Origin of the sequence: Aliikangiella marina (assembly GCF_007004765.1) — a bacterium.
GTDB classification, from domain to species: Bacteria; Pseudomonadota; Gammaproteobacteria; order Enterobacterales; family Kangiellaceae; genus Aliikangiella; species Aliikangiella marina.
Genome location: NZ_VIKR01000003.1, coordinates 575,709 through 599,504, shown reverse-complemented (window position 1 = coordinate 599,504; position 23,796 = coordinate 575,709). Strand labels below are relative to the sequence as shown.

At 43.1% G+C, this 23,796-nt stretch carries 20 protein-coding genes; 12 read left to right on the top strand and 8 right to left on the bottom strand.

Annotated elements, in window-relative coordinates:
• Positions 1-105 precede the first annotated feature (105 nt).
• Both FLL45_RS14535 and ylqF read right to left on the bottom strand, forming a co-directional pair.
• Complete coding sequence (locus tag FLL45_RS14535; protein ID WP_142942780.1) at positions 106-327, bottom strand: DUF3820 family protein; 222 nt, start codon at positions 325-327, stop codon at positions 106-108.
• The gene (gene ylqF, locus FLL45_RS14530) at positions 327-1,262 is read right to left on the bottom strand and encodes a ribosome biogenesis GTPase YlqF (protein WP_142942779.1); all 936 of its coding nucleotides are present in this window, start codon (positions 1,260-1,262) and stop codon (positions 327-329) included. Before ylqF ends, FLL45_RS14535 begins: the two co-directional genes overlap by 1 nt.
• 154 nt (positions 1,263-1,416) lie before the next feature.
• Between ylqF and FLL45_RS14525 the strand changes: the two genes are divergently transcribed.
• Positions 1,417-1,785, top strand: a complete 369-nt coding sequence (locus FLL45_RS14525; protein ID WP_185964474.1) for a PilZ domain-containing protein — start codon at positions 1,417-1,419, stop codon at positions 1,783-1,785.
• A gap of 156 nt (positions 1,786-1,941) precedes the next feature.
• On the opposite strand, the gene radA is transcribed toward FLL45_RS14525, so the two are convergent.
• Positions 1,942-3,309: a DNA repair protein RadA gene (radA, locus tag FLL45_RS14520; RefSeq protein WP_142942777.1), complete on the bottom strand. Its 1,368-nt coding sequence runs from the start codon at positions 3,307-3,309 to the stop codon at positions 1,942-1,944.
• Positions 3,310-3,662: 353 nt separating this feature from the next.
• Between radA and FLL45_RS14515 the strand changes: the two genes are divergently transcribed.
• Genes FLL45_RS14515 through FLL45_RS14505 form a run of 3 tightly spaced genes read left to right on the top strand, consistent with a single transcriptional unit; the run spans position 3,663 to position 5,803 of the window.
• Positions 3,663-5,042, top strand: coding sequence for a 3-deoxy-7-phosphoheptulonate synthase class II (locus FLL45_RS14515; RefSeq protein ID WP_142942776.1), 1,380 nt, complete (start codon positions 3,663-3,665; stop codon positions 5,040-5,042).
• 6 nt (positions 5,043-5,048) lie between these two features.
• Positions 5,049-5,360: a DUF2970 domain-containing protein gene (locus tag FLL45_RS14510; protein ID WP_142942775.1), complete on the top strand. Its 312-nt coding sequence runs from the start codon at positions 5,049-5,051 to the stop codon at positions 5,358-5,360.
• Positions 5,357-5,803 carry a GNAT family N-acetyltransferase gene (locus FLL45_RS14505; protein ID WP_142942774.1) on the top strand — a complete coding sequence of 149 codons (447 nt, stop codon included), beginning with the start codon at positions 5,357-5,359 and terminating at the stop codon, positions 5,801-5,803. The genes FLL45_RS14510 and FLL45_RS14505 overlap by 4 nt, the downstream gene beginning before the upstream one ends.
• Before the next feature lie 54 nt (positions 5,804-5,857).
• Here the strand turns inward: FLL45_RS14505 and FLL45_RS14500 are convergent, their stop codons facing one another.
• From FLL45_RS14500 to FLL45_RS14490, 3 genes are all read right to left on the bottom strand, one after another.
• On the bottom strand, positions 5,858-7,120 hold the full coding sequence (locus tag FLL45_RS14500; protein ID WP_142942773.1) for an MFS transporter: 1,263 nt from the start codon (positions 7,118-7,120) through the stop codon (positions 5,858-5,860).
• 61 nt (positions 7,121-7,181) lie between these two features.
• Complete coding sequence (locus FLL45_RS14495) at positions 7,182-8,312, bottom strand: PilT/PilU family type 4a pilus ATPase (RefSeq protein ID WP_142942772.1); 1,131 nt, start codon at positions 8,310-8,312, stop codon at positions 7,182-7,184.
• A gap of 44 nt (positions 8,313-8,356) precedes the next feature.
• A complete protein-coding gene (locus FLL45_RS14490) occupies positions 8,357-9,391 on the bottom strand; it encodes a type IV pilus twitching motility protein PilT (RefSeq protein WP_142942771.1) in 1,035 nt (344 codons plus the stop codon).
• 165 nt (positions 9,392-9,556) lie between these two features.
• Here FLL45_RS14490 and FLL45_RS14485 point away from each other — a divergent pair, with 165 nt between their 5' ends.
• The 8 genes from FLL45_RS14485 (at position 9,557) to FLL45_RS14450 (ending at position 19,668) form a co-directional block, all read left to right on the top strand.
• A complete protein-coding gene (locus FLL45_RS14485) occupies positions 9,557-10,249 on the top strand; it encodes a YggS family pyridoxal phosphate-dependent enzyme (RefSeq protein ID WP_142942770.1) in 693 nt (230 codons plus the stop codon).
• A complete protein-coding gene (proC, locus tag FLL45_RS14480) occupies positions 10,246-11,100 on the top strand; it encodes a pyrroline-5-carboxylate reductase (protein ID WP_142942769.1) in 855 nt (284 codons plus the stop codon). Before FLL45_RS14485 ends, proC begins: the two co-directional genes overlap by 4 nt.
• An 18-nt stretch (positions 11,101-11,118) precedes the next feature.
• Positions 11,119-11,688: a YggT family protein gene (locus tag FLL45_RS14475; RefSeq protein WP_142942768.1), complete on the top strand. Its 570-nt coding sequence runs from the start codon at positions 11,119-11,121 to the stop codon at positions 11,686-11,688.
• A gap of 317 nt (positions 11,689-12,005) precedes the next feature.
• Positions 12,006-13,970: a dynamin family protein gene (locus FLL45_RS14470; protein ID WP_142942767.1), complete on the top strand. Its 1,965-nt coding sequence runs from the start codon at positions 12,006-12,008 to the stop codon at positions 13,968-13,970.
• Positions 13,971-14,321: 351 nt separating this feature from the next.
• On the top strand, positions 14,322-14,759 hold the full coding sequence (locus tag FLL45_RS14465) for a DUF4426 domain-containing protein (protein WP_142942766.1): 438 nt from the start codon (positions 14,322-14,324) through the stop codon (positions 14,757-14,759).
• 178 nt (positions 14,760-14,937) lie between these two features.
• On the top strand, positions 14,938-15,549 hold the full coding sequence (gene rdgB / locus FLL45_RS14460; RefSeq protein ID WP_142942765.1) for an RdgB/HAM1 family non-canonical purine NTP pyrophosphatase: 612 nt from the start codon (positions 14,938-14,940) through the stop codon (positions 15,547-15,549).
• Positions 15,550-15,560: 11 nt separating this feature from the next.
• Entirely contained in the window at positions 15,561-16,766 is a 1,206-nt protein-coding gene (hemW, locus tag FLL45_RS14455; protein WP_142942764.1) for a radical SAM family heme chaperone HemW, read from the top strand.
• A gap of 94 nt (positions 16,767-16,860) precedes the next feature.
• Complete coding sequence (locus tag FLL45_RS14450; RefSeq protein ID WP_142942763.1) at positions 16,861-19,668, top strand: trypsin-like peptidase domain-containing protein; 2,808 nt, start codon at positions 16,861-16,863, stop codon at positions 19,666-19,668.
• A 188-nt stretch (positions 19,669-19,856) separates the two neighbouring features.
• Here the strand turns inward: FLL45_RS14450 and FLL45_RS14445 are convergent, their stop codons facing one another.
• Both FLL45_RS14445 and FLL45_RS14440 read right to left on the bottom strand, forming a co-directional pair.
• Entirely contained in the window at positions 19,857-23,189 is a 3,333-nt protein-coding gene (locus FLL45_RS14445) for an Ig-like domain-containing protein (protein WP_142942762.1), read from the bottom strand.
• 369 nt (positions 23,190-23,558) lie between these two features.
• Complete coding sequence (locus FLL45_RS14440) at positions 23,559-23,786, bottom strand: DUF350 domain-containing protein (RefSeq protein WP_142942761.1); 228 nt, start codon at positions 23,784-23,786, stop codon at positions 23,559-23,561.
• Between the last annotated feature and the right edge of the window lie 10 nt (positions 23,787-23,796).

The window sequence follows — 23,796 nt, the reverse complement described above, 5'->3', positions numbered from 1 at the left end:
CCCCCTTCGCCTTATTGTTATGATGACAATACTACAATATGCCAAGACAGCACAATATAATCTGGATCAACAAGTTGGGTATAAGAGCGGTGAATTTTTAAACAATCAATCGGCGGATTTAATCAAGGGTTTAATTAATGCTTCTAATCCATTAATTTTGATTTCCAGCGTTAAAGCCATCAGGCGCCCAAGCTGCCCTTCAGGAAATCCTTTTTCTGCAAACCATAATAAATAAGGCTCGGGCAATTCAATCAGTCTCATTCCTTGGTGTTTACCAAATGGCATGTTGGTATTGGCTACTCGTACCAAGTCTTGTTTGTCGAACATTATCTTTTTTTCTTCTTAAATGCTTTTTTACGGGCTGCTTTTTTCGCTTCTTTTTCTCGTTTCTCTTGCTCAACAACCACTAGTTCGTTAGTAATCATCTCCGGCGTTTCAAGACTGATCTTGCCGATTGAACCACTGCGGTATTCATGGATGAGAATTTTACAAACACGATCAAGATCGACTCGACCACCGGCCTTGAGACAACCTCGTTTTCGACCGATTTCTTCCAGCAGCTGAAGCGTATCAGAGGGATTAAAGTCGAGTTTAAAGTGCTCGTTTAATCGGTCTGGGTAATACGCGGCAAAATAATCGACTGCGTAAAACGCGATATCATCATAAGCAAGTGCAGTATCTTTAATTGCTCCAGTGATTGCGAGACGATAACTACTATGACGGTTTTCTATCTTAGGCCACAAAATTCCAGGCGTATCATGCAAGGTCACTTTTTCCGCTAAGTCTATACGTTGCTGTCTCTGAGTTACCGCCGGCTCGTTGCCAACTTTCGCGATAGTTCTACCTGATAAGATATTGATAATAGTCGATTTACCAACATTCGGGATTCCCATAATCATGGCTCTCACCGACTCCCCCTTTTCCCTCCTTTGCGGTACCATTTTATGGCATAAAGGAATGATTTTTTTAACCAGTTCGGGTTGATTGGAGGTCACTGGTAAGGATTTGACGCCTTGTTGACTATCGAGATACTCGCACCACAGGGCGGTGGTCTTATCATCAGCCAAATCAATCTTGTTGATTACTTTGATTATTGGCGTGTTCAGGCCTTTGTGAGAGGATAGCTCAGCAATCACCGGATTAGCGCTGCTAAATGGGATTCTTGCATCGACCACTTCGATAATGACATCAATCCCAGGCAATGCCTGTTTGATTTCTTTTTGGGCCTTGTGCATGTGCCCGGGATACCATTGAATTGTCATCGAATCGCTTAGTTGATTAACTGAATCGACATTTTACCTTATCTGTAGGATTCCCACACCCAACAACTTTGATTAATTTTGACTCAAAAATGCGGTCAAAATTTAGTTTTATATGCTAAATTTAGTAGATAGTTTTTTAACTCGACCTAAAATCATGTCCGATCAAGAGCGAAGACACTTTAATCGCGTGCAATTTGAAGCTGAAGCGGTATTCATCATCAATGAAGAGCCGGTTGAATGCCAAGTGATCGATTTATCCTTGCACGGTGCGCTCGTTAAAATTAATCACCTCGACCCACTTGATAAAGAGTCTGATTTTGAATTGAGAATACCACTAAGTGATGACCCTTCAGCGCTGATATCAATGAACCTTAAATTGACTCACCAGGACGGCGGCTCTTTAGGTCTTGAATGTCGTCATATCGATCTGGATAGCATTACTCATTTACGCCGTTTAGTGGAACTCAACTTGGGCGACAGCCAACTACTTGAAAGAGACTTTGAGTCCCTCAGTCATTCTTAGTGGCAGACAGCCACTAGCAATAACCCACCAATAACTCATCGTGATCAACTGCCTGCCGGTAAATCCGCTTTTATAGCTTCGCACAAATACCTGTCCCCAATTAATCATTTATACCGATTGGCGACGTACCAGGTTGAAGGAGAACCAGCAGTACGATTAGACCTCCCCGAGTGCACTGATCGCTTCGCTTAAATGATTCACACCAATCGTTTTTATGCCTTGCATCGACTTTTTAGGTAGGTTTGCCTGAGGCACTATCGCGGTTTTAAATCCATGCTTTTTGGCTTCTTTGATACGTTCCTGTCCGTTTGGCACCGGTCTGATTTCTCCAGCCAACCCTAACTCGCCGAAGACAATTAAGTCTTGCGGTAATACTTGATTTCGAAGACTGGAGACTACTGAACTCACTAACGCTAAATCAGCACTAGTCTCCATGACTCTCACACCACCGACAACATTCAGAAATACATCTTGATCATGACAAAAAACGCCTCCATGGCGAGACAGCACGGCCAATAACATTGCTAACCGGTTTTGTTCAAGTCCGACTGCCACCCGTCGCGGATTTCCGAGATGTGATTCGTCGACCAATGCTTGAACTTCCACCAATAACGGTCGCGAGCCTTCCCAAGTTACGGTTACCGCACTGCCTGCTGCAGCTTGTTGATAACGAGACAAAAAAATTGCTGACGGGTTTTGAACTTCTTTTAAGCCTTCTTCGGTCATTGCAAATACGCCGAGCTCATTAACCGCCCCAAAACGATTTTTTACAGCCCGTAAAATTCGATATCGTCCATCTCGCTCACCCTCAAAGTAGAGCACCGCGTCGACCATATGCTCAAGTACTCTCGGTCCGGCGAGAGCACCATCTTTGGTCACATGGCCCACAACAAATAACGCGATACCCTTTTGTTTCGCATAACGCACCAACTGCGCGGTACTTTCTCTCACCTGCGCGACACCACCGGGCGCCGATTGCAGTAAATCGGTGTAGATTGTTTGAATCGAATCAATCACCATGACTTGAGGTTGCAAAGTTTGAGATGTCGCGATAATCGTCTCCACTTGTGTCTCAGTCAGGAGACTCAAGTTTTCACCATTAAGGCCGAGTCGCTTGGCTCGCATGGATATTTGTTGTGCAGACTCTTCACCGGTTACATAAAGCGCGTTTAACTTCTCGCTTAAATGACACATGGATTGCAACAATATCGTCGACTTACCGATACCGGGGTCCCCCCCAATCAACACCACCGAACCTGGAACGAGCCCGCCGCCCAGCACCCTATCGAGTTCGCTGAGACTAGTGGCGATTCGTACAGTATCCGAATGTTCTACTTCACTAAGCTTTTGCAGTTTTTGGTCGGCACCTGCATAACCTGCAAAGCGCGCATTTTGTGGTCCTTTTTTAGCTTCAATTTGCTCAACCAGTGTATTCCATTGGCCGCACTCACTGCATTGCCCTGACCATTTTGGTGCAATTGCTCCACATTCGGTACAGGCATATTGGGTTTTAACTTTCGACATTCAAAATTTCTTCTAATCGGTTTTAGTGATGAGCCTAAACAGGCTTTTGATGAAAAAACATAACAAACGCTTTTTATCGGTATGCACTGTACAATTTCTGTGCATAGTTTTTATCAATTTACGCGACAGTGATTACTGACGGTTATTTTGCTAATATACCACTATCAATTTTTCTCGCTACCGGCAATTAGATCTCAACTTCGATCGGCCTTATAAGAATGGTTGTATAACGGACATAGAAGGACTGCAAATATGAATTTGATCCTGAGTGTTATTCAGCATGCCACAATCCCTTCTAAGTGCTGCACCGATGCGAAATAATCCGCTAGCAACAGTGAAAACGAGTTAAACTCATGCGCTCTTGGCAACCCGATACTTGGCAAAATTTTCAAGTATCCCAGCAAGCAAACTATACCGACACGGTCCAGCTTACCAAGGTCATTGACGAGCTGAGTCTGCTACCACCACTTGTTGGCGTCAATGAAATAGAAGAACTAAGAGCAAAGGTTGCAGAGGCCGCCAAAGGGGAAGCTTTCATTCTTCAGGGTGGTGATTGTGCTGAATTGTTCGCGGATTGTAACGCCGATGTCATTTCTAGCAAATTAAAAATACTCCTGCAAATGTCGCTGGTGCTTGTCCATGGATTGAATAAACCAGTAATCAAAGTTGGTAGAATGGCTGGGCAATACGCAAAGCCACGTTCAACCGAGACCGAAACTATTGATGGAATTAGCTTGCCAAGTTACCGAGGTGACTTAATTAACAGCGCGAACTTTAACCCAAGAGAAAGGGCACCAGATCCGAGGCGTTTACTCAAAGGCTATTCATTTGCCTCGTTGACCCTTAACTACATTCGTACCTTAGTAGAAAACAAATTTGCAGACTTCTCCCTAATGGATAGCTGGGACTTAGACTTTGTTGCTCACTCGCCATTTGAAGCCGAGTATCATCAAATTCTTACCCATATTCGAGATTCAATTGCGTTAGTTGATAACCTCACTCAAGATAAATCGAGACACGAAATTAAAGATAGAATCTATACTTGCCACGAAGCGCTTCATTTACACTACGAACAAGCCCTTACTCGGCTGGGGGACAATGGTAACTGGTATAATCTTTCTACCCATCTTCCATGGATTGGCATGCGAACAGCGCAACTCAACTCGGCCCACGTCGAGTATATGCGGGGCATCGCAAATCCGGTCGGTATCAAGATAAGTTCAAATTGCTCACCAGAGCAGCTACTCAAGCTTTGCGACCAACTTGACCCCGATAATGCACCGGGGAGACTATTACTCATTACCCGTTTCGGTAATAAAAATATTCAATCTCACCTGCCCAAATTAATTACTGCGATCAAGTCACAGGGACGAACGCCGCTTTGGTGTTGCGATCCAATGCATGGCAATACCTCGGTAACTTCACAAGGGGTAAAAACCAGACGATTCGATGCCATTATTGATGAGCTATCGCAAGCATTTGTCATCCACAAGGAAATGGATAGCCAGTTGGGCGGCGTGCACTTTGAGCTGACCGGTGAGCATGTCACGGAATGCATTGGAGGTGCTCGAGGACTGACGGAGTTTGATCTCAATCGCGCTTATAAAAGTTTGGTTGACCCACGTTTAAATGCGGACCAATCGCTAGAAATGGCAATGCGAATCGTTCAGCTAAACCAAAAACTATCACTAAAAAATCAATCAAATAACCACCCCAACAATTTGTCGGCCTAAATTACTATGAATACATCTAATCGCCCATCTGACAATAACCTATCAGTCAACGCTACTACTTCGGTTAATAATTCGGGGAATGAATCAGAGCATGAGTCGACTCATAAATCAGCTACTCAAACTCCACCAGGCGTACTCGGTGTTTTTCAAAGTGTTCTAGCTGCAATGTTTGGTGTTCAAAGCGAAGAAAAACGCAAACAAGACTTTGAAAGTGGTAGTGCCGGTAATTATATTTTTGTTGGTATTGTTATGGTCGTGATTTTCGTCGTAACCTTGATTTACATTGTTGATGTCATTTTGGAACAATCAACGAAATGATCAACATCAAACCAGCTACACTGGTGCAACTTCACGCCTTGCATGAACTATTTGAAGGCTATCGAACATTTTATGATATGCCGGCAAATGAAGCAAAAAGCCTAGCGTTTTTAAAGTCTCGGATTGATCGTCAGGACTCGATTATTTGGCTAGCTTTTTTCAAAAAACAACCAGCAGGATTCGTTCAAATTTACCCCGCCTTCACATCAGTTGGTATGGAGCAGACTTGGTTGTTAAACGACTTGTTCGTTGCCCCTGCTTTTAGGCAAAAAGGAGTAGCCAAGCACCTAATGCAACATGTCGAAGCGCAAGCAAAATTACAGCGAATTTTTTCAATTAAACTTGCGACGCAAAGAAGCAACGACAAGGCAAAAAAGCTTTATGAGAGTTTAGGGTACCAAAAGCTGGACGCATTTGATCACTACAGCAAATCAGTTGATTGATTCGCGTCAAGCTCCTATTGTGGCAAACTCCTTTTGTGTCAAATTCCTTTCGCGTCAAACTTCTTTCGTGACAAGTTCCTTTCGCGACAAAACGAAATACCAAATACTGATGCCAAACATTATCAAAATGACAGGAATCGAAATATAGATAAGTTGATTCCACCCTTGGCTAAATAATATGATGCCTGCAGACAGTGAACCCAGCGCTTGAACAATAAAGATAGAGAAATCATTAACCGCTTGCGCTTTAAATCGCTCATTACCTTGATAAGATTCAGGTAGTAATAACGTACCGCTAGTAAATAGAAAGTTCCAACCAATCCCCAATAGAATGAGAGCCCACCAATAATGCATGACGTGTTGCCCCGATAAGGCAATAAATACAACGCCGATGTAGGTGACACATCCTAAAATCATGAGTCGCGCAATTCCAATGTAACGAATCAGAATCGCCGAAAAGAGTGACGGTAAATACATCGCGATTATATGACTTTGCACTACCCATTTGGTCGAGTGCAAACTGTGTCCCTCTACCTCATGCATACTCAAAGGGGTCGCTGTCATCACGTAACTCATAACTGAATAACCGATTGCACCCGCTAAGACTGCAATAATAAAAATAGGTTGCTGGATAATTTTAATTAATGGTCTTGCACCTTCGCTTTCATGTTGCTGGGGAGGGTTAATTGGATCAATCCAGCTAATCACAATGATGGCCAGTAACAGTAGTCCCGCTAAGCCTAAAAAAGATCCCGCGTAACCGTAAGGTGAATCAAACCAATTCTGTCCACTAACGGCGACTTCAGGTCCGAGAATTGCGGCAAAAATTCCGCCGACCATCAACACCGATATGGCCTTTGGCGCATCGAGAGAATGTTCAACACTCTCGATTGCCGCAAAACGCATTTGTGCGACAAACGCGAGACTTGCACCAAGTAAAATCGAGCCAACGATTAGTAAACTAAAAGCAGAGTTTAACGCCGCTTGCATAGCAACTAATGCACCAATTACCGCAATGAGTAGTCCTAATATCGTGCCATTTTTTCGGCCAAATTTTTTCATTGCCAACGAGGCGGGGATAACAGCGAGCGCAGTTCCTAAAATCATCAAAGTCAATGGCAAAGTTGCGAGCTCAGGACGAGGAGCGATTTTAGTTGCAAGTAATCCTCCAGCAAACACTACCATCGATGAGGAGGCCATACCTAATGGTTGAGCGAGAAAAAGTAACCAGATATTTTTAGGGAGTTGGATAAAATGGCGACCCAAGGCCGCCATTAGAATGAGTAATACGAAACTAATTATGAAAGTTAATGACATTAAAATATTTTAAGAGCAAGCCAATCAGCTTACTCAATTTGTCGCTTGAACAAAACAAGCACTAGCGAGGATCTTGCTCTTCTAGTGTCATGCCACCTAGGTTGGTATCGAAAGCTCCCTCTGAAGACTCAGAAGCATCAAGTTTAATCATCAATCGTAAATCATTCGGCGAATCAGCATGATGTAAAGCATCCTCGTAAGTGATATCACCACCTTTGAACAGCTTAAATAGAGATTGATCAAAAGTTTGCATCCCTTGCTCGTTCGATTTGCCCATCAAGTCTTTCAATAAGTGCAGCTCTCCTTTTCGAATATGATCGGAGATGAGCGGCGAATTGATCAACACTTCGATCGCAGGACGTCTTCCTTTCCCGTCTGGCGTAGGAATCAGCTGTTGTGCAACCACTGCTTTCAAATTAAGCGACAAGTCCATCAAAACCTGATTATGTTTTTCTTTTGGAAAGAAATGGAGGATCCGATCGAGCGCCTGGTTGGCATTATTCGCATGAAGTGTGCACATACACAAATGCCCGGTTTCCGCAAAAGCCACCGCGTAATTCATCGTATCAGCAGTTCGAACCTCACCAATCAAAATAACATCAGGTGCTTGCCGTAGCGTATTCTTCAAAGCAATATCAAACGAGTCGGTATCAATGCCAACTTCTCGTTGCGTAATAATACATTTATCGTGGTTGTGGACAAATTCGATAGGATCTTCAATTGAAATAATATGACCTGTAGTGGAACGGTTTCGGTAGCCAATCATCGCGGCAAGTGAGGTCGACTTACCAGTACCCGTCGCACCCACAAAAATCACCAACCCACGTTTAGTCAATGATAGTTTTTTAAGAATATTCGGTAAGCGTAATTCTTCAATGGTCGGAATAGTGGTTTCAATACGCCGTAAAACCATTCCTACATGATTGCGCTGCTGAAAAGCGCTCACACGAAATCGGCCAATACCTGCAGCACTGATCGCGAAGTTACACTCATGAACTCTCGCAAAGTCTCTTCGCTGTTCTTCGTTCATCACACTCAAGACTACTTCACGTGCTTTTTCTGGCGTTAGCGCTCGTTGCGTTACTGGCATCACCTTGCCATGGATTTTGATACTCGGTGGTACACCTGCTGTGATGAAAAGGTCAGATGCCTTTTTGGTGACCATTAGTTTTAACAGACCTTCAAAATCCATTATTAATTGCTCCGGATTACCTTAATAATTTAACTATTGAAGAATTAAAATTCTTCTTTATTTTTAGCTTTGTCTCTTGCGTCTTGTCGGCTAATCAAGCCTTTCGCCAGTAAGTCTTTCAAACACTGATCCAAGGTCTGCATACCAACACCTAAACCAGTTTGAATCGCGCTATACATTTGCGCAACTTTATCTTCTCGAATTAAGTTTCGGATCGCCGGCGTACCGATCATAATTTCGTGTGCCGCCACCCGGCCACCACCGTTTTTCTTCAATAAGGTTTGCGAAATTACCGCCATGAGAGATTCCGATAACATCGAGCGGGTCATATCTTTCTCTGCTGCGGGGAAAACGTCAACAATACGGTCGATGGTTTTGGCCGCAGACGAAGTATGTAAGGTCCCGAAAACTAAGTGACCAGTTTCGGCCGCAGTCAACGCCAATCGGATCGTTTCTAAGTCACGCATCTCACCAACTAGTATAATATCCGGATCTTCCCGAAGTGCCGAACGTAGCGCTTCACTAAATCCTAGCGTATCACGGTGAACCTCACGTTGGTTTACGAGACACTTCTTACTTTCATGCACAAACTCAATGGGATCTTCAATCGTTAACACGTGTCCGTAATGATTGTCATTGATGTAGTCAATCATCGCGGCAAGGGTCGTTGATTTACCAGAACCAGTCGGGCCGGTTACAAGCACCAAGCCACGAGGATGCATACACATTTCTTTGAACACTTGCGGCGCACCCAACTCTTCTAGCGTTAACACCTGTGATGGAATGGTACGAAACACCGCCGCGGCGCCACGATTTTGATTAAAAGCATTGACCCTGAAGCGCGCAATACCGGGCAACGCAAACGAGAAATCAGTTTCATAAAATTCTTCAAAATCTTTGCGTTGTTTGTCGTTCATAATGTCATAGACCAAACTATGAACCATTTTATGGTCCATTGGTGGGACATTAATTCGACGCACATCGCCATCAACACGAATCATCGGCGGCAACCCCGCAGATAAATGCAAGTCAGAAGCTTTATTCTTCACACTAAAGGCGAGTAACTCGGTGATATCCATTGATTGAATACTCCAACATTTATTCTTTTTAGATGCTAAAATACTAGCGGATTTTTTAATTGATTGATACTTTTACACTTTTCAGCGTTTGAAGACCTTAAGCCTAATTATTGAAAACCTTAAGTTGTTCAAAAACCGACCATATCTCAGCATAAAAGCGCTTTTATGACTATAGCAGATCAAATCCACCAGATTCGACAAATTATCCAGCTAAATGCACAAAAATCGGGGCGAAACCCTGACCATATCCGTTTGATGGCGGTCAGTAAAACACATCCAGTCAGTGCAATACAAGCAGCGTATGAGAGCGGTATCACAGATTTTGGAGAAAGCTATGTTTCTGAAGCAGTTGAAAAGGTAAAAAGTATACAAAATCAAGCAATTACCTGGCATTTTATTGGTCCTATTCAAAGCAACAAAACCCGCTCAATTGCCGAGAACTTTCGCTGGGTGCATAGTGTCGATCGACCAAAAATTGCCCAGCGACTGAGCGCTCAGCGACCGAGTCATTTACCAGCACTGCAAATCTGTGTACAAGTTAATTTTTTTGACGAAGCACAAAAAAAGGGCGTGTCTAAAGACGCGTTGTTAGACTTACTTGGGTTTGTTGACCAACAACCCAATACTGTATTGAGAGGATTGATGGTTATTCCGCCCCCGCAAAGTGAGTATTCAAAACAACTCGAACAATTTGTTCAAGTGGCGGAGACCTATCACAAATTACAAAACCAATTTCCATCTATGGATACTTTATCGATGGGAATGAGTAACGATATTGAAGCAGCTATCGCAGCGGGCAGCAATATGATAAGAATTGGCACCGCTATTTTCGGCCCAAGAGGAAACAATCACCTATGACCGCAGATACTCATCCAGATCTTCCCGCGCCAAATAGCGAAGCTACAATTGGTTTCATCGGTGCCGGCAATATGGCGTCCGCGATCATTGCTGGTTTAATCAGCGCAAATTGGCCAGCACATAAAATATACGCCAGTAATCCGAGCCTGCCAAAGTTAGAGCGACTTACCCAAAAATTCAATATCAAAACCACTCAAAGTAACCAAGCACTCGCCGAACAAGTGGATATTTTGGTACTCGCGGTCAAACCGCAAAAATTAGCCGATGTCTGCTCGCAGATTAAAAGCGTCGATTTAAGTCATAAACTTATTATTTCCGTTGCTGCAGGCTGGCCAATTCAACGCATCGAGCAAAATTTGCAACAACAACTCGCTGTGGTGAGAACAATGCCCAACACACCCGCTTTTGTCGGCGAGGGAGCTTCAGGACTTTTTGCAAATAGTCGTGTTAACCAGCAACAAAAGCGCATTACAGAAACTATTTTTAATGCGATAGGAACGACCAGCTGGATAGCGGCAGAAGCACAGATGGATACAGTTACTGCTATCGCAGGAAGCTCGCCAGCTTACTTCTTTTTGATGATGGAATCGATGATTACCGCAGCTGTGCAGGCTGGGATGTCTGAAAAGACCGCTTTTGAGCTTATTACTCAGGCGATGAAAGGCGCTGCAACTTTAGCTCAATCCACCCCAAACAAATCACTTGAGCAATTGCGCAAAGAAGTTACCTCTCCCGGCGGTACGACAGCAGCAGCCATTGCGAGTTTCAAATCAAATGAATTTGAAGATATAGTACGCAAAGCAGTTGATGCCTCGATTCAACGAGGCAAAGAACTCGGACAACTCAATTAATTAAGAGAAAAATAAAGCATGAATCCTTTTGCAGCGGTTATCGAAATAGTACTTAGCTTTTATACCAGTATTGTATTACTCAGGTTTTTTCTTCAATATTTTAGAGCGGATTTCTATAACCCAATTTCGCAGTTAGTCGTCAAAGCAACCGACCCATTAGTCAAACCCCTAAGAAAAATCATCCCCGGATTCGGCGGACTCGACATATCAAGTATTATACTTGCTTGGTTAGTCATTATTGCGAAGTTTCTCCTAGTCAGCCTTCTCTCAGGGGGCATGGGCAGCATCAACATCATCGTGCTCTTATTTGGTTCGATTTTCGGTGTGGTTTACGCTGCGCTCAACCTATATATGTTTTTGATTTTTGTCCGCGCGATTTTAAGCTGGTTTGCGATGAGCACGGGGCCTAGCCCGGTTATGCTGGTTTTCGCTCAACTCACTGAACCCTTGTTGGCACGCATCAGACGCATGCTTCCCCCAATGGAGGGGTTTGACCTTTCACCCATGCTGGCTTTACTTGGTCTATTCTTCGTGAAAAGCTCAATTTCTTATTATATCGAGCCGTTAGTTGGCGGTTTACTACTTTAGTGATTTAAAGCACTGACTAAGCGAAACGTGCCAGGCAAAACGCAGCGCCTTTGCGATAAAGGCGTTTGCCCCGCATAAAAACTCAAAGAGAGATAAAAAGTCTCCGTAAATCCAGCAAGTTACCTTTAAATCCGCCAAAACTCCCGCTAATCTAGAATTAACAACAATTTTGAGATATAGATAACGGATTTTTATGGGTTTTCTGCTAGACTCAATAGGTTACTGCTGGGGTTGCAGGACGCGTTTGTTGTTCAATTATTGCCATAATCACCCAAAAATAATTTTAAACGGCAATAGAAACGTGAAGAAAAATAGCTATGTCTCAAGAATTTACAGATAATATCGATACCTACGATCAGTGGAAATCCGACATTGGTCGATCGCTCAGTCGCTTTCGTTTGTGGTTGCGTCGCAACGACTTATTCAGTGAGGATCTCGATAGCAGACTGTTCAAATTACAAGAATCATTGAAAAGTGAGTATCTTACCTTAGCTTTTGTTGGCGAGTTTTCCCGTGGAAAAACAGAGCTGATCAATTCATTGTTTTTCGCCGAGTATGGACAAAGAATTCTTCCTTCTGAGGCGGGCCGAACAACTATGTGCCCAACAGAAATCTATTACGACCGCAAAGAAGACCGCCCTTATTTAAGATTACTTCCCATTGAAACCCGCCTTGAAGAGACAACACTGACTGAATATCGAAACATGCCGAGTCAATGGACCGAGGTACCTTTGATGACCGCCTCCGCCCAAGAAATGACTTTAGCACTGCACACAATTACGCAGACTAAGCGGGTCTCTCTAGACGAAGCGATTAAACTAGGCTTTAAAGAAGACATGCTCGAACGCTCAGAAGATGATGCTTCAATGGTTGAAATTCCGGCGTGGCGACACGCTCAAGTGAGCTTTGCTCATCCATTGCTCAAGCGGGGCTTGTGTATTCTGGACACCCCTGGGCTCAACGCGCTTGGCAGCGAACCAGAGCTCACGCTAAAACTGCTGCCTTCTGTGCAAGCCGTTGTATTCCTACTTGGCGCTGATACCGGCGTAACTGCATCCGATATGAAAATCTGGGAAGACTATATTCAGCCTCTCGACGGTGAATCAAGGTTGGGACTGTATGCAGTGTTAAATAAGGTCGACACCTTGTGGGATGAGTTATCGAGTCGCAAAAAAGTTGAGAAAGCGGTAAAACGCATGGTCAGTACCACTGCGCGACAGTTGCAAATTGATGCTAAACAAGTGATTCCCGTTTCCGCGCAAAAAGCACTCGTTGCTAAGGTGCGCGCGGATAAGTCGATGTTGATAAAAAGCCAGATTACCGAGCTGGAACATTTATTATCAAGTAGCTTGTTGGAAAATAAAGAGCAAATTATCTGGGATTCGGTTGCAAAAGAAGGTAAAGAGTTAGTTGAAGAAGCTTTACAGCTGTTAGCGAATAAAAATGACCGCATCTATAAACAGAGAGAAGAGCTACAGAGCTTAACGGGTGAAAACAAACAAAGAATTAATGAGCTCATCGAGGAAAACAAGAAAGATTTAATTGAATTTGAGCACCGCCTTCTGGCAATAAAGCCCAGCCAACGATTACTGGAAAGACAGACTCAAATTTTGTTATCAACGATTGGCGCAACTGTACTGACCAAAGAAGTTGAGATTACCCTCAACGAATTAGTCAACAGTAAAACCACCATCGGCCTATTCAGTAATATGAGGCAGTTCTTCTTGGCGGTGAACACCATCATGAAAGAGCTGACTCGAGAAGCGGAGCTGACCAACAAAATGGCGATTTCGCTGTATGATAAATTTTCAAATGATTTCGGTATGACTTTGTTAGAACCTAAACTGTTTCCAGCCAAGCGCCTATCGCGTGAGTTGAATACGATAATTAAGCACTCCAAGCGCATTGATAAAAATTTATTCACCACCTTTACCGAGCATAGCCTGGCTGTAAGACGCTTCTTCTCAGGTACGGTTACCGAAGTTTTGCAGTTCTTTCAATCGACTCGCCAAGAACTTATTAGCTGGACAGAGAATGTTATTCATCCGCTCACTCAACAACTAAAAATTCAGCAAAAGCTGATTACCGAGCACCAACAAGAGTTAGCCGAACTCAACAAGTCACGCGCCAACCTTGATGGGAAAATAAAGGCTTTGAATAACTTGGTCGAAGAAATAGAGATGGAAACTCAAACCGCCAATGAGTTGATAAAATCGCTAGAAGATAAAAAGCCTACCGACCAAGACTCTAACATAGTGCGAATTTCTAGCGTTAACCGATAGATTTATCCGCAGAAACGAATCGGTTCACAACGACCACCATGGAAACGCAGCTTATGCTGCGTTTTTTGATAAGACTTCACGTAAAAGCGACTAATAGCGCTGAGCAATATTGCTTTACTTCATCAGTCTGCATTTTAGGATTTAGGTTATGCCTAGTACTGATTTCCCTGTAAGTTATTAGATCTTTGTCATATAAAAAAATAATTTTTAGCCACGGGTTAGTAAATAAGGTTAAAATATTAATTGCAGATCCAACCTAAAAGAACAAATAACCAAGTGACTATCACTTTATTTTGAATCAGTACTTGTAATTATCTGTCTCACTAGTCTTTTAACGACAAGGAGTAAACGATGTTTTTAAAGCATGCAAACCTCAAGCTGTCCATTATCATAGCAACATGCTTTTTATTTGCACCTATTGCCCAAGCCAATGTGCATACAATTGGCGATATCACTATCCACTACAATGCATTGAGTACTGCTAATATTCCCGCAGAAGTAGCAGCGGCCTACAAGATCAGACGTAGTGGCCGGACAGGTATCGTCAATATCACGGTGATGAAAAATGATAAGCCGGTGATTGCAAATGTATTCGGTAATGGAAAAAATTTGACCGGTCAGCTCAAAGAGTTGGCATTTAAGGAAATTCGTGAAGATCAAGCCGTCTATTATATCGCGACTTTTACTTTTAATAATTCTGAGAAATTAAGTTTCGACTTACAAATTCAACCTGAACGCAAAGGCAAATTGATACCGTTAACGTTTAGACAAGAATTGTTTATTGATTAACCAACCTTGTTGACTAACCGATCATACGAGTTGTATTAATGATGTTTTAAAAAAAGCCGGCGCCGATATCGCCGGCTTTTTTGTATCTTGGTATACTGCGTCTAGAGTCGGTCCTAAATACTCGGCTAAGACTTTTCAGCCTGTCTCTCTCTTCATCGTGAATAACGGAAATTAATATATGTTGCCTGAGAAAATCGTGCTAGCGAGCGGGAACAAGAAAAAACTAGCGGAACTGAGCGGAATCTTGGCGCAGTTTGAAATTGAACTTATCCCGCAAACCCAATTCGACATCGGAGAAGCCCTGGAAGATGGTCTCACATTTGTCGAAAATGCGATTAAAAAAGCTCGCTATGCTTGCGAGCATACCGGTTTACCGGCAATCGCCGACGATTCTGGTATTGAAGTTGACTGCCTCAATGGTGCACCAGGGATCTATTCCGCACGCTATGCGGGAGAAGATGCAAACGACCAAACCAATTTAGAAAAACTGTTAACAACCACCAAAGATTTTTCTCCAGAGGAAAAAGTTGCCCGCTATCAATGCGTCATTGTTTATCTGCGTCATGCCGCAGACCCCACTCCTATTATTTGTCAGGATTCATGGGAAGGATTGCTATTATCATCACCCAGGGGTAACGGTGGCTTTGGTTATGACCCAATTTTCTTTGATCCGCAAAGTCAAAAAACCGCGGCGCAAATGACGCCCGAGGAAAAGGCCAAGGTTAGTCATCGGGGTAAAGCGCTCAAACAGTTTCAAGAAACTTTTCATCATCAATACTTTCGTAAATAACGAATAAGTCAATGGCATTAAGCGAACTTCCTCCTTTATCACTTTATATACACACTCCCTGGTGTGTTCAGAAATGCCCGTATTGTGATTTTAACTCTCATCAACTTAAAACAGAGCTACCCGAAGACGCGTACGTGGAGCGACTGATTGAAGATCTCTCTCAAGACATTCCTAAGGTGTGGGGACGTCAACTCAACAGTATATTCATCGGCGGCGGAACGCCCAGTTTATTGAGCCCTAACAGTTACGAAAAGCTTTTTAGCGGAATTAGAGCCTTAATCCCCTTTCATGCCGATATCGAAATAACTATGGAAGCCAACCCGGGGACAGTTGAAGCAGATAAATTTAACGGTTTTTTTGAGTCAGGTATTAACCGTATTTCTATTGGCGTACAGAGCTTTGATGATCGCTTCCTATCCAAGCTCGGCAGAATCCACTCGGCAGACGAGGCGGGACGAGCCTTTCAAATTGCGAGAGAGGCTGGTTTTGACAATATTAATTTAGACTTGATGTATGCACTACCCAATCAATCTATCTTCGAAGCCATGGCCGACCTCAGCAGAGCAATTGAATTGGGGCCAGAGCATATTTCTTGGTATCAGCTCACCCTAGAGCCGAATACATTATTTTATCATCAACCGCCGCCTCTGCCTGACGACGACAAAACAGCCGAAATTTCAGAGCATGGTATTGCAAAGCTGGCTAACGCTGGTTATCAACGTTATGAAGTGTCTGCTTACAGTAAAAACGGCGTCTATCCATCTGCCCATAACCTCAATTATTGGCAATTCGGCGACTATCTTGGGATTGGTGCTGGCGCGCATGCAAAAATCAGTCGTCAAGATGAACAAACTATCACTCGGAGCAGTAAAAGACGACATCCTAAAGATTACTTGAACGCCGATTTGTCGTTTATTGATTCAAGCAAAACGATTCCAGTGGCAGAATTACCGCTGGAATTTATGATGAATGCACTCAGGCTTAAGAATGGCGTTGATGAATCGTTATTTTTTGCCCACACCGGTTTGTTGCTATCTGAAATCGAAACGGCCTTATCTGCGGCTGAAGAAGCGGCTCTTTTAGAACGTTCAAATGGGAAGATCCGCCCTACTAGTACAGGCCTAAACTTTCTCAATGAAACATTGAGCTACTTCTTGCCGGAAAACTTTCCGCACCTCAACCATTCGCAAACAATATCCGTTAAAAATCTAAGCTAATTAGTCATACTTAGTTTCATTTACTAGATTGCCGTCTATTTACTGCTATGATGTAATCAGATAGATTTTTGTAGTTCATGAAGGTAGCACTCTTTTGTTTAAAAAAGCCATTACTCTATACCTCCTAGCCTTATTCGCTCACTCACTGTCTGCCTCAGAATCTCCCCAATGGAAAAAGACCATTGAAGACTTAGCTAACTCCGTTGTGAGTATTCGCGTTAATGCCGTTCGTACTTTCGATACAGAGGGTAGCAAGACTACTCAAGCCACCGGATTTATTGTTGATGCTGAGCGCGGAATTATTTTGACCAACCGTCACGTTGTTCATCCTGGACCCATTACTGCCGAGGCGGTTTTCTCAAATAGTGAAGAAATTGAACTCAAACCAATTTACCGCGATCCGGTGCACGACTTTGGATTCTTTCGATTTAATCCTAATGACTTGCAATTCATAAAACCTCGAGCACTCAAGCTTAATGCTAAAAGTGCAAAAGTTGGTGATGACATCCGGGTTATCGGTAATGACTCTGGCGAACATATGTCAATCTTGTCCGGAACCTTGGCACGATTAGATCGCTCTGCGCCGCGGTATCGACGAGGTGGCTACAACGACTTTAATACCTTCTACTATCAATCATCGGCTGATACTTCCGGAGGCTCCAGCGGCGCCCCCGTTGTCAATATCAAAGGAGAGGTTGTCGCACTTAATGCCGGCGGTAATACCCGAAGTTCATCGAGTTTTTTCCTTCCTTTATACAAAGTGACCCGCGCACTCGAGGCGATTCAAAAAGGACAACCGATTGCAAGAGGAACTATCCAAACGACCTTAAGTTATCAACCCTATGATCAAGTACGACGTTTAGGTCTTCCTGAGAGTTTCGAAAAGGCGTTTCGAGATAAAGGCAATGGCAATGGTTTACTGACGGTTGAACGAACTGTTTTTGAGGGACCTGCATATGAAAAGCTACGACCCGGCGATATTATTATTTCGGTAAAATCGGCCGCACAAGCGATCGACTATGTTTCTCGCTACGAAGTTTTTGAAATCTTCTTAGATGAACATGTCGGTAAAACTATCGAGCTTAAAGTTCTGCGTCAAGGCAAGGCGATGACGATAGAGTTAGCGGTCGATGATTTACATCAAATCACGCCGGATGAATTTGTCCAGTTAGCCGGCGGGATCTTTAATGACTTTTCCTATCAAATTGCACGCCAAACCAACCTATCTGCCAAAGGCGTCTATATCGCATCACCAGGATTTATGTTTGGTAATGCCGGAATTGGACGTGGCGTGGTTATTCAGGGAATTAATGAAAGCAAAGTGGATAACTTAGCTGATTTTGTGAATGCGCTTAAACCACTCAAACAAAATCAATATTTCAAAATAAAGTATGTCTCTATCGGTTCACCGAACAATCAGCAAATTGGTAATGTTAAATTTATTTCTAACCTGCACCATTCACAAAAATGTCTCAGAAACGATTCGTTAGGAATCTGGGAATGTGAGCCCTTGGAATGGAATCAATCATTTGAATCATTCCCGCCCACTGAAGTCAAGTTTACTAATTTCAGTGATAAGCAAACGGCAAAGATCGCCCGCTCTTTAGTGATGGTTAATGCCGATTTACCTTATCATATTGATGGTCAAAACTATGATCACTATTCGGGCACTGGCTTAGTACTGGATGCTGATAATGGGTTAGTATTGGTCGATAGAAATACTGTTCCAATAAAGCTCGTCGACGTAACCATTAACGTCTCAGGTATTGCAGAAATTCCTGCAGAAGTTTTATTTGTACATCCCGTTCATAGTTATGCCTTACTCAAGTACGATCCCATGTTGTTACCCGGAAAACCTTTACGCTCGGCGCCGCTTTCGTCAAAAGAGCTATCGGCAGGAGACTCTGCTTGGTTGGTTGGCTACCAAGCGACAGACAGAATCATCAGTGAACGCGTTAAGGTATCTTCCGTCGAACCATTGGAGTTGCCCTTACCCAATGTCCCCCAGTTTCGAGACAGCAATATCAATAGTATTTTAATCAATAATCCACCAAGCGTCGCCAGTGGTGTATTAATTGATAAACGCGGCAAAGTTCGTTCCTGGTGGACTAATTATGCTTACAGTAATAGTACAAGCCAAACCATCGATCGCGGACTGCCTATCAAGCATATCATCGATATTCGCGATCAATGGGCAGAGAATCAGGCTGTCGAAGTTTATTCGCTCGAAGTCGAGTTGCGCCCAATCACTATCGCCAGTGCGAGAAACTTTGGTCTATCTGATGAGTGGATGGAACAGTTGCAAGACAGTAATAAAAAACCTCAAGCGCTCAGGATTACTCGACGTGTCGCTGGCTCAGAAGCTTTCGATAAACTTAAAGACGGTGACTTACTTTTGGCCATAGACAACTCACCGATCCGCGATTTTAATGAGTTAGAAGATGCCATCGAAAAAGATCGAGTTAAGGTCAGCGTTTGGCGTGATGGAAAACAACAGGATTTCTTAGTCGCTACCAAGAAATTAACCGAAACGGACACCCTAAATTTTTATCTTTGGTCCGGTGCACTCATCCAAAAACCGCATCGAGCGGTTGCAGCACAATACGGCATTGAACCCAAGGGTGTTTATATTTCTTGGTATTACTTTGGTTCACCAGCAAACCGATATAACCTTAGGCCATTAATGCGGATTACTGAGTTTGAAGGTGAAAAAGTAACAGACTTGGAACAGTTCATTGCGCTATCTCAAAAACATTCCGACAAATTGTACGTTCGTATCAGAATGCTTGACTTGATTGGTCGTGAATCGATCATCACACTCAAGCAAGACTTAAGATACTGGCCGACTCAGAAAATTTTTTGGGATGGCAAGACATGGCACAATAGGCTGATGGGCACCTAATCACTAAAAAATAAATTGCTTTGTACAGATGGTTTGCGGCCGCGCTGAATTGGGTTAATTGATTCATCAAGAACGTCGACATTTTTCTCTTTTTTATCGGTCACGAACCTGCAAAGTCAACAATAAGGGCAATCACAACTAATCAATTGCCCCTCATTCAATGGTTCGAATCAACTGGCTAGCATCAGTTAGTCAATCCGGTAAAAAGTATTTACAGTGCTAAAAGCAAAACCGCCGTCATGATAAATCGCGGTTATCCGATAACATCCGCTCTCATTCGGATTGAATGAGCCAAAGGTACCGCCGTTCTCTTCAGTGATATCGTCAACCTCTTCCAATTGCCCTTCTAAGAAAACCGGTGATGTCAGATAAAGCCCATTAAAGGGTGAAAAGCCATTTCGAGTGACCGCCCAGTGAGTCGTGCCTGATGTCACTCTAAAACCGCCTGGTGCGCTCTGATCTTGCTCAATAACGGCTTCTGGCGAAGTGACAAAAAACGATACGCCATTACCACTTTGCCAAGTTACAGAGAATGCTCCGTCAACAAACATTTCACTTAAACCATTGTCATTCGGATCGCTTTCGCAATTGTCAGGGATATCAACAATAGCTTTGGCTTTGATTCGCCAACTAACATCTTCCTCAAACCAGGTCGACAATACCTTCGAGTGACCGTCAGCTAGCACCGCTTCTATATGGGTTCCATCATCACTCGGCAACGGCGGCGGTGGATCTTGATTGACGACTTCTAATGGATAAACATCGGCGATTCCATCGCCATTGTTGTCGACAAGCGTCGCATGCATGCCAGTCGTATCGGCTAATGCGATTGGCCCTGCAGGAATACCGATTCGACCAGTAGAAAGTTTGTCACCATCGATAACTCCGATGACACGTTCGATATTACTGCCAGTTTCATTGTCAAAATACTTAACATCTAATGCAATCCCTGATGGCGTAATTTCAATTGAAAATGGTTCAGCCACAACAGCCGTATGCGTTGGACTAATACCAGAGGGTAAAGAAAGATCCACATGCGGAAAATCTACCAGCCACTCATACTGCTTCGTTGGATCTAAGGTCACTGTAGGCTTTTTGGCAGTTTTGAAAACTAGCGACAAATGATTGTCCAATGGTGTTTCATTAGATGCTTCAAATGTTTTATCAATTTCGATGGAGTAATGAGTATCGTAATCAAGCATGGAAGCGGGTGTAATAATTAACTCGTTACGAGTAATCTCCAATGTCGTATCAATTTGTTTTCCTGCGTCATCAATGAGTCTAATTCGATTAGTATTTTTGCTGGCCTTCCAAATACTGTGAGAAAACTCTAGTCGAATAGGTTGATCAATCGCAGCAGAAAGCTCGTTGTTTGCCGGTAACGAGAATAACAAAAAGAACTGGCGACTCGTAATTTCTGACACGTAACGAGTTAACTGACTTAATTCATCTTCACTTAATCCCACTTGGCTCCATTCGTTTGCCATTCTCTCAACTGATTGTGCTAGCGTCATATCATCGCCGCGTTTTCCCCAGGTGCCACGCCGATAAGTAGCGATTAGACTTGTCGTATCGGAAAGACTCCGACCTTCCGGATCAAGATAACGAAGATTATCAGTGTAAATATTTCCTGAGTGACAATCTCGGCACCCTGCACTATCAAAAATTTCTCGTCCCGCTATCGCTTCAGCGGACAGACTTCCATCTCTCTCAGTCCAATCATTAGCAGGCGGCGGCGCCATAACCCCTGACATATATTCATAAAGCCCGTTAAACTCTTCTTTAGTTGGTTTGCGCCCAACGCTCGCATTGCCTGAAAGAGAATAACCTTCAATACTTGTGACATTGCCATTCCATGTCATCGGTGCAGTCCCTTCCATCCACATTAAAGGTTTTGCAAGTACCGGTTCTCCCGCCGCTCCGTTTAACCAAACTAAGGTATCGATTTCTCCGTCGACATGACAGGTATTACAGCCTCGATCGATTCCCACTCCAATTCCGGTGTTGGTAAAATATCGTTGACCGAAAGCCATTCCCGATGTTCTCGGATCGTCAGCCGTTTGAGTTGTTGCAATAATTGATGCGTGATCGAAATTGATTTTAGTCAGATTGAAGCCCTGAGAGTTGTGCACGTAAAAATTGCCTTGTTGATCAAGCAACAGCGCTCTTGGTCTTCCCTGACCGCTAGGAACACGACGGATTTCGGTCATCGACTCAGCATCGATCTCAATGATCGTTTCATAGGCTTCCGAAACGACGTAAAGTCGATTATCTTTGTAGGTAACACTAAATAGATTAAATGCAGCATCTTCAGTTTTTCCCTCCCCACTCTGGCGATAGATATCAATCCGATCGACGATCGTCTTCGAGGCTAGGTCAATTTTTATAATTTCATCAGCAAAGCTTATCTCTCTTGGATTAAATATTCTCGTATCATTAAAACCTTGAGTAATCGAAACGAAAAGGAACTGATTATCGTCGGAGACCGTCATTGAGCGAATCACATTTCCGTAATCAATAAACGTGTATTCAACAGATTGCGTGTTCAGATCGATGACCGTTATATCTTTTTCAGCTTCTATCGGATCATCGGGATAATCGACTCGGTTAGGCGTTCCTGAACGATAGGAGCCCACATAGAGTTTTTGATTATCAGGGCTTAATGCAATCGCTTTAGGAAACGCGCCTACCGCAATTTTTTTGACCACTCGTCGTTCAGTGAGATCAACGATTGCAACTTGCCCGGCGGTTGACAAGGTCACATAAGCAAATAGGCCATCACTTGAAAGTGCAATGTTACTTGGCTCATCGCCCACCCAAAGCGACTCTTCGAGACGTTTTGTCTTCGGATTAATAAACCCTATCGTATCCTCTGCCATGTGAACAACGATTGGAAATGAAGTATTTTCGTTGTGAGCGACTGCCACTGGCCATTGCCCAGTATTAATCTCGCCAAGTTTTTTCATACTGACTGGGTCAACTCGCGTGATCGTCGGTTGATAATTATTGGCCACCCAAATTTCATTGCCAACAGTGGTTATTGAACGGCTGGGAAAATAATTGTAATGATCATAATTCCCTTCACTGGCAACAACATTAATGGTCAATTTTTCTTTTGTACCCCAAAGCTTAAAGCGATACTTACCTGGCAACGGTGCAGTAAATGTTGTATGCGCGCTATCTCTAATGGGGAGATTACTATTGGTACGCGGCGAACTTTTTAAGTACCAAAATACAGGGGCACATTTCTCGTCAGCGGCGATTTTTGGCAGATGATAAGCTTTACCGACCGGAAACCTCTGGGTTCCTTGAAGCGACATTGAATTTTCGATACAGCCTTCAATTGGTGGCTTTTTCGACAAGAAAAAAAACTCTCTAAACGAATTAGCCACTGAATGATCGGCCACCTTTAAGATTCGTTGAAATAGTGTTTCTGGGTTTCTGGATGTTTGTTGAGCAGCAGTATTACTTGCAAAAATGCTGATTAATACGAGTAATATCGCTCTGGTCGCAATGCGCATAGGTTTCCCCTCTCTTTTTATTTTTACTCTTGCAGAGCCGAGCGAACTTCAGTCCGAAAACAAGCGCCGGTCGTACATCTGGAATTTAAAAGTAGAGGAGATTCTATCTGCGTTGCTGCAATCCTATTTGCTAGAAAGTGCCACATTCTGTTCCAGAAATACCATCGCAATATAAATTACAATACGAGATTTAAACAAAGCAGTGAGCAACTAGCGTTGTATTTGCTCACCACTGAGATTTTTAGAAATTAGTTAATTCGATATAGGCGGGAGAAAACTGACTTTAAACCAGTTGTTACGCGGTTAATTCAACTATCGAGATATTTTACCTTTTGAAAACGGTGATAAAAAAATACCGCGTTTAAAAATTTAGCTCATTGAAACTGCCACTACGACACCAATAAAAATCAAAATCGTACTATGAAAAATACTCGCGGCAATATTGCCGCGTTTAATCTCTTCGATAAAATCGATTTTAGTAAACACATATTTATCAATTAGTATAAGCGCGATAACGCTAACAACTAACGCTATCACTGCATACACTAGGTTCATCCCTAAAAACATAAACGATTGCTCTAAAGAATTTAGTTCCATATAAGACCTC